This is a genomic window from Pseudomonas sp. UBA6276 (assembly GCF_002438365.1).
GTDB lineage: Bacteria > Pseudomonadota > Gammaproteobacteria > Pseudomonadales > Pseudomonadaceae > Aquipseudomonas > Aquipseudomonas coleopterorum.
In genome coordinates this window covers 1-6,589 of the sequence record NZ_DJUS01000009.1, presented here as the reverse complement: position 1 = coordinate 6,589, position 6,589 = coordinate 1, and the positions used below count along the sequence as shown (strand labels likewise).

The 6,589-nt window shown below is 65.4% G+C and carries 9 protein-coding genes; 5 read left to right on the top strand and 4 right to left on the bottom strand.

Annotated elements, in window-relative coordinates; genetic code table 11:
• From B2V21_RS02020 to B2V21_RS02005, 4 genes are all read left to right on the top strand, one after another.
• Positions 1-1,136: cytochrome ubiquinol oxidase subunit I (locus B2V21_RS02020; protein ID WP_286915895.1), on the top strand; the 1,136-nt coding region annotated here is incomplete at its 5' end.
• The gene (cydB, locus tag B2V21_RS02015; protein ID WP_286915894.1) at positions 1,136-2,278 is read left to right on the top strand and encodes a cytochrome d ubiquinol oxidase subunit II; all 1,143 of its coding nucleotides are present in this window, start codon (positions 1,136-1,138) and stop codon (positions 2,276-2,278) included. The genes B2V21_RS02020 and cydB, both read left to right, overlap by 1 nt.
• A 12-nt stretch (positions 2,279-2,290) precedes the next feature.
• A complete protein-coding gene (gene cydX, locus B2V21_RS02010; protein ID WP_056843503.1) occupies positions 2,291-2,407 on the top strand; it encodes a cytochrome bd-I oxidase subunit CydX in 117 nt (38 codons plus the stop codon).
• Positions 2,397-2,687 carry a cyd operon YbgE family protein gene (locus B2V21_RS02005; RefSeq protein WP_049858737.1) on the top strand — a complete coding sequence of 97 codons (291 nt, stop codon included), beginning with the start codon at positions 2,397-2,399 and terminating at the stop codon, positions 2,685-2,687. Before cydX ends, B2V21_RS02005 begins: the two co-directional genes overlap by 11 nt.
• A 19-nt stretch (positions 2,688-2,706) precedes the next feature.
• Here B2V21_RS02005 and B2V21_RS02000 read toward each other — a convergent pair whose 3' ends face one another.
• The gene (locus tag B2V21_RS02000) at positions 2,707-3,477 is read right to left on the bottom strand and encodes a YkgJ family cysteine cluster protein (protein ID WP_049858736.1); all 771 of its coding nucleotides are present in this window, start codon (positions 3,475-3,477) and stop codon (positions 2,707-2,709) included.
• Positions 3,478-3,567: 90 nt separating this feature from the next.
• Positions 3,568-3,966, bottom strand: a complete 399-nt coding sequence (locus B2V21_RS01995) for a hypothetical protein (protein WP_286915893.1) — start codon at positions 3,964-3,966, stop codon at positions 3,568-3,570.
• A gap of 102 nt (positions 3,967-4,068) precedes the next feature.
• Between B2V21_RS01995 and B2V21_RS01990 the strand changes: the two genes are divergently transcribed.
• Positions 4,069-5,172, top strand: coding sequence for a DUF1615 domain-containing protein (locus B2V21_RS01990; RefSeq protein WP_286915892.1), 1,104 nt, complete (start codon positions 4,069-4,071; stop codon positions 5,170-5,172).
• A 15-nt stretch (positions 5,173-5,187) separates the two neighbouring features.
• Here the strand turns inward: B2V21_RS01990 and B2V21_RS01985 are convergent, their stop codons facing one another.
• A complete protein-coding gene (locus tag B2V21_RS01985) occupies positions 5,188-5,850 on the bottom strand; it encodes a response regulator transcription factor (protein ID WP_286915891.1) in 663 nt (220 codons plus the stop codon).
• Between the two features lie 2 nt (positions 5,851-5,852).
• Positions 5,853-6,589: sensor histidine kinase (locus tag B2V21_RS01980; RefSeq protein ID WP_286915890.1), on the bottom strand; the 737-nt coding region annotated here is incomplete at its 5' end.

Sequence of the window (6,589 nt, the reverse complement as noted above, 5' to 3'; positions counted from 1 at the left end):
GCTGGATGCAGAACCCGGTGGGCGCCGAGTTCAACTTCGTCACCATGCGCATGGAGCTCACCAGCTTCACCGACCTGCTGTTCAACCCGGTGGCCCAGGTCAAGTTCGTCCACACCGTGGCCGCCGGCTACGTCACCGGCGCGGTTTTCATCCTGGCGATCTCCAGCTGGTACCTGCTCAAGGGCCGCGACATCGCTTTTGCCCGGCGCTCGTTCGCCATCGCCGCCGCGTTCGGCATGGCGTCGATCCTCTCGGTGATCGTGCTGGGCGATGAGTCCGGCTACGAGATCGGCGACGTGCAGAAAACCAAATTGGCCGCCATCGAAGCCGAATGGGAAACCGAACCGGCACCGGCCGCCTTCACCTTGTTCGGCCTGCCCAACCAGGCTGAACAACGCACCGACTACGCGGTGAAGATCCCCTACGTCATGGGCATCATCGCCACCCGCTCGGTGGACAAGCAGGTCACCGGCATCAAGGACCTGGTGATCGAGCACCAGGCACGCATCCGCAATGGCATGCAGGCCTACGCACTGCTGGGGCAACTGCGTGGCGGCGACCTCAGCGAACAGACCCTGAGCGCCTTCAATCAGGTCAAGAAAGACCTGGGTTATGGCCTGCTGCTGAAGAAGTACACCGACACCGTGATCGACGCCAGCGACGCGCAGATCGAGGCCGCCGCGCTGGACTCGATTCCCGGTGTCGCGTCGATCTTCTGGACCTTCCGCCTCATGGTGCTCAGCGGCGTGCTGCTGCTGGGGCTGTTCATCTGCGCCTTCTGGGCCTCGATCCGCCGTAACGAAACACGCAAACCCAGGCTGCTCAAGTGGGCGCTGTTCAGTCTGCCGTTGCCGTGGGTCGCGACCCAGACCGGCTGGTACGTGGCCGAACACGGCCGCCAGCCTTGGTCGATCGGTGAAGTGCTGCCCACCCACCTGTCGGCGTCGAGTCTTTCCACGGGTGACGTCTGGGGATCGCTGCTGGCCCTGGCCGCGTTCTACACCGTGCTGCTGGTGATCGAGATGTACCTGATGATCAAGTTCACCCGGCAGGGCCCGAGCAGCCTGCATACCGGTCGCTATCACTTCGAGCGCGAGGCGGCGTTGCCTCACGGTCCGCTACAGGGAGCCATCTGATGTTCGATTACGAGAATCTCAAGTTGATCTGGTGGGTGTTGGTCGGCGTGCTGCTGATCGGCTTTGCCCTGACCGACGGGTTCGACCTGGGTGCCGCTGTGCTGATGCCCTTCGTCGGCCGCAATGACAACGAGCGCCGTGTGGTGATCAACACCATCGCACCGCACTGGGATGGCAATCAGGTCTGGCTGATCACCGCCGGTGGCGCCCTGTTCGCAGCCTGGCCACTGGTCTACGCCGCAGCTTTCTCCGGCCTTTACTGGGCCTTGCTGCTGGTGCTGTTCGCCCTGTTCGTGCGTCCGGTGGGCTTCGATTACCGCAGCAAGCTGGCCAACACGCGCTGGCGGCAGAGCTGGGATTGGGGCCTGTTCATCGGTGGTGTGGTCCCGGCCTTGGTGTTCGGCGTCGCCTTCGGCAACCTGCTGTTGGGCCTGCCGTTTCGTTTCGACGACACCTTGCGCTCCAGCTACCACGGCTCGTTCTGGCAACTGCTCAGCCCCTTCGGCGTGCTCGCCGGCGTGGTCAGCTTGAGCCTGCTGAGCCTGCACGGCGGGACCTGGCTGATGATGCGCACCGAAGGCGCGATCGCCGGACGCGCCCGGCAGGCTGCCATGGCCATGGCGGTACTGTTCGTGCTGGCCTTCGGCGCCGCCGGTGCCTGGCTGGCGACCGGTCATGTGCAAGGCCTGGTGATCAGTTCGAATCTGGACCCGCAACTGGCGCTCAACCCCTTGGCCAAGACGGTCGTCAGCGGCAACCCAGGCTGGATGGGCAATTACGTGCGCCATCCGCTGACGGCCATCGCGCCGGTGCTGGGCATGCTTGGCGGCGTGCTGGCGCTGTTGGCCGCCGCAGGCCGGCGCGCCTCGCTGGCCTTCGCCGGCAGCAGCCTGGCGATCGTCGGCACACTGTGCACCGCAGGCTTTGCGCTGTTCCCGTTCGTCATGCCCTCCAGCCTGGATCCGGCGTCGAGCCTGACCGTGTGGGACGCGGTGTCCAGTCACAAGACCCTGCTGATCATGCTGGTCGCCGCCGGCATCTTCGTGCCCTTGATCCTTGGCTACACCCTGTGGTGCTACCGCCGCATGTGGGGCCGAGTCACCACCGCTCAGATCGAGCAGAACGCGCACAGCCTTTACTGAAGGAGCCTGACTATGTGGTATTTCGCCTGGATTCTGGGAGTGCTGCTGGCGTGCAGCCTGGGCATCATCAACGCCCTGTGGCTGGAAGCCTCCAACGCCCTGGACGAGGACCCTGCGGATGAACGCTGAAGCGGCGCCCGCGCTGCGCACGCCCGGCTGGCGCTGGCTGTCATTGCTGCTCGCCGGACCGATCAGCCTGGTGTTGCTGTTGCACCCGGTGGCCTTGCTCGATGCCCAGGGACATTACAGCCATGGCCTGCTGAGCCTGATGATGTGGGGCATTGCCGCCGGCTATGTGCACGGGGTCGGCTTCGACCCGCGTGCCTGGGCCTGGCGCCTGATCTTTCACCCCTCGCTCGGGTGGGCCTTGATGGCCCTGGGTTACTGGGTACTGTCGCGTAACCTCTGAACCCACCCACAACGGGCGTTCAGGCCGCACGACGCAGCGAGATGAACATGGCGTCGTCGGCCAGGATGGCGGCGATCATCGCACCGGTTTCGGCCAGGCGCCGGGCCAGGTCCTCGTCCGGAATGTGCAGGTCCCAGCGCGTCGAGTTGTCTTCCAGCATCGGCATATCGTCGACTTCGCGCAGCGCGGCAAGGAACGCGGCGGGCTGGGGCAGGTAGGTGGTGAAGCCGTCGCCCTTGAGCGCAGCGGTATGAATGCCCAACTGCGCGCAGACCTGTGCCTTGGCAGCGATGTCGTCACGGTCGGCCTGGCGCGATTGTTCAATGAGCGCCGCCAGCGGCGCGTCCACCAACTGCCCGCCGGCGATCAGCGCAGGGCCCGTGGCCCAGGCTTCGCTGGGGCAGTCCTTCATGTCCGGACGCAGCGGGATGTGCGGATTGATCTCCATCGGATAGATGCGACACACCAGCGGCCGCTCGGCATAGATACCGCAGCGGTTGTCGGCATTCAGATTTCGGCAGGGGCCCAGGTTGTAGGCTGCGAAGGTGATCGAGACGTAGGCGGGCGCGCTGCCGCACAGCACCGGCAGCGAGCGACGGCGGGCATGTTCCTGCTGCGCGTGGCTGAGGTTGAGGCTGTGCAAACCGGGGCCGTTTTCCAGGAAAGCCTCGAGCAACACGATCAACTGACCGCCATCCTCCGCCCAGCGCCGCGCCTCGGCCAGGGTCAGCGGTACGTGGTGATCGCTGCAGCATTTGCCGCACCCGGTGCAAGAAAAACGTGTGTCCATGCAAACCCCGTCTGAACTGGATGAATGACGAAAACGTGGCGCTTCGTCATCAGTGAGAGGGGAGAGAGCAGATTCCGTGCCAGCCTGGCTTCAGCCTCCGAGAAGGTCATGGGCGTCCAGCAGCCTGTAAGCCACTTGAGGGTTCTTTTCCAGGCCGCGACGGATGGCCGCCGGAATCGACTGCCGCGTCTTGCGACACAGTCCCGGCAACGCCTCGATGTGAATGGCGATGCCGCGCATGCTGCGCACGGTGCTCGCGCCTGGCATGACTTCCACGCGCAGCCCGAGCTGATCGAAGATGCGTTGTTGCAGGCGCCGCAGCTCGTCCAGGCTTTCCACGTTCTCCAGGCGTTCGAGCAGGCGTTTCTCTTCCTCGCGAGTCAGGCGCAGGATGCGCAAGTCGGCGTCGGGTAGCGCGTGCAGCCGTTCGCGCTCGCAGATGCAAGCGCCGGGCGGGCAGGGTTGGCGTGCGACAGGGGCCATGTTCATGACCCGCAGCATAGCCATGGTGCAGGTGATTTGCACAGGGGCTGTCGACAGGCCGGGTGCTCGTCCATACTGGCGCGAATTCATCCGTTCCCAAGGCCTTACATGTCCAGAAGTCGGCTCGCCGTGCGCCATGGCGCACTGAGCATCCTCCTTGTGCTGCTCGCGGCCTGTTCCACCCAGCGCGCCGGCCAACCCCCGGCACCTTCGTCCGAGCAGGTGCGCGCCAAGCTCGTGCAGCTGTTGCCCGGCAAGGTCGCCGACCGTGAGGGCTGGGCCGCCGATATCGAAACCGCCCTGAAGGTGCAGGACATCGCCGGCACCGACGACAACCTCTGCGCAATACTGGCGGTAGCCGAGCAGGAGTCCACCTTTCAGGTCGATCCCAGCGTGCCGGGGCTGGGCAAGATCGCCCGCCAGGAAATCGACCGCCGCGCAGGGCGCGTGCACGTGCCCGGTTTTCTCGTCGACACCGCCCTGGGCATCCGCTCGGGCGACGGCAAGACCTATGCGCAGCGGCTGGAAGCCGCGCGCTCGGAGAAACAGCTCAGCGAAATCTTCGATGACTTCACCGGCATGGTGCCTCTGGGCCGACAGCTGTTCGGCACCTTCAACCCGGTGCGTACCGGCGGGCCGATGCAGGTCAGCATCGATTTCGCCGAAAAACACCGAGCGGGCTACCCCTACACGGTGGACGGCTCGATTCGCCGCGAAGTGTTCACCCGGCGCGGCGGCATGTATTTCGGCATTGCGCATCTGCTCGGCTACCCGGCCAGCTATGAACGACCGCTGTATCGCTTCGCCGACTTCAATGCCGGCTGGTACGCCAGCCGCAACGCCGCGTTCCAGAACGCCGTGAACCAGCTGTCCGCCAGCCGCCTGGCGCTCGACGGTGACCTGATCCGCTACGACTCCAGCGCCGCGAGCAATACCGAGCTGGCCGTGCGGGGGCTGGGCAACCGCTTGAACATGAGCGACCGCGACATTCGCCGTGCTCTGGAAGAGGAGGAAACCCTGGATTTCGAGAAGACCACGCTTTACCAGCGTACCTTCGCCCTGGCCGACAAGGCCGCTGGCAAGCCGATACCACGCGCGATCCTGCCCGGCATCAAGCTGCAGAGTCCGAAGATCACCCGCAACCTGACCACCGCCTGGTTCGCCCAACGCGTCGACGAACGCTACACCCGCTGCATGGCCCGCGCACGCTGAGCCTGATCGGCGTGCTCAATCCGCGCGCAGTACCAGGGGTTCGGCCAGGCTGTAGCCGAAACCGCGCAGTGTCTGCAACGCCTGCGGGCAGTCCAGTTGGGCGAGCTTGCGGCGCAAGTTGCACACGTGGCGTTCGATCAGTGCGGTCCTGGGCTCGAGGCCCGTGCCCCATAACTGCTGCTCGATGGATTCCCGGCTGACCGCACCGGGAGTGCTCGCCAGCATGGCCAGCAAGCGATGCTCGCTGACCGTCAGGCTCTGTTGACGTTTGCCCCGACCAACCATCAGCCGTGAAGGCGACAGCCACAGACGCGATGGCGGTAGCGCCGGCGCAGGGGGGCGCGGCCGAGCCAAGGCCTGCAGGCGCGCCAGTACTTCGGCAGGGGCCACCGGCTGCGCCAGGCACGCATCGGCACCGGCGCGCAGCGCAGCGATGCGCGCCAGCCGATCGTCGTCGGCCAGCAGCACCATCACCGCAGCATCGCCTCGGTTCGCCAGGCAATGTTGCAGCAGGCTATCGCCGGGTCGTTCCAGCGCCAGGACGATGAAGCCGTACCGGTCCTGCGCCAGTGACTGCGCTGCGGCGGCCGTGCCGACCGTGCTCAGGGCCGTAGGGTGTTCCGCCAACCCCTGTTGCAGGGTCGGATCGGGCGTATCGCTGATATAGAGCAGGTTCATGGTCACACCAATGCCTTGCTTTGTCGGCACCACAGGGTCATCCGCGTGCCACCTTGTTCGCTGCTGCCCACTTCGAGGGTGAATCCGTGCAGTTTGACCACCGCCGCAACGATCGACAGCCCCAGCCCGAAACCGCTGTGCTGACCATCGCCCTCGCAGCGATAGAAACGTTGAAAGATCGCCTCACGTTCCTCGGGCGCGATGCCCGGCCCGCTGTCGCTGATCTCCAGCCGCGTGGCGCCGTTCTCTGCCGTGGCGCGCAGCACCACCAGGCCGTCGGCCGGGGTGAACTTGATGGCGTTGCTGAGCAGGTTGCCCACGGCCTCGAACAGCAGCGCGCGGTCACCATGCAGCATTGGCAGCGTGTCCGGCACGTCCAGACGTAGATTGATGCCCTCGTCTTCGGCCAGGGGCAGATAGAAGTCGTGCAGCTCGTGCAGCAGGGGTTGCGGGTCGAAGGAAATGAAGCCCGAACGTCGGCGGTGGTCCTCGATTTCGGAGATACGCAACAAGCCACGGAATCGCGCCATCAGCGTGTCGGTTTCGGCGATCACCTCGTCCAGTTGCAACGCCTGGCGCGAATCCGCCGGCGCCTCCTGCTGGATACGGTAGAGCTGCGCGCGCAGGCGGGTCAGGGGCGTGCGCAAGTCATGGGCAATGTTGTCGCAGACACCCTTGACCTCGATCATCAGCTGCTCGATACGTTCGAGCATCGCGTTGACGATGGCCGCCAGCATGT

Coding starts and splice junctions, on each gene's coding strand:
- cydB (WP_286915894.1), top strand. CDS start 1,136: ATGTTCGATTACGAGAATCTCAAGTTGATCTGGTGGGTGTTGGTCGGC.
- cydX (WP_056843503.1), top strand. CDS start 2,291: ATGTGGTATTTCGCCTGGATTCTGGGAGTGCTGCTGGCGTGCAGCCTG.
- B2V21_RS02005 (WP_049858737.1), top strand. CDS start 2,397: ATGAACGCTGAAGCGGCGCCCGCGCTGCGCACGCCCGGCTGGCGCTGG.
- B2V21_RS02000 (WP_049858736.1), bottom strand. CDS start 3,477: ATGGACACACGTTTTTCTTGCACCGGGTGCGGCAAATGCTGCAGCGAT.
- B2V21_RS01995 (WP_286915893.1), bottom strand. CDS start 3,966: ATGAACATGGCCCCTGTCGCACGCCAACCCTGCCCGCCCGGCGCTTGC.
- B2V21_RS01990 (WP_286915892.1), top strand. CDS start 4,069: ATGTCCAGAAGTCGGCTCGCCGTGCGCCATGGCGCACTGAGCATCCTC.
- B2V21_RS01985 (WP_286915891.1), bottom strand. CDS start 5,850: ATGAACCTGCTCTATATCAGCGATACGCCCGATCCGACCCTGCAACAG.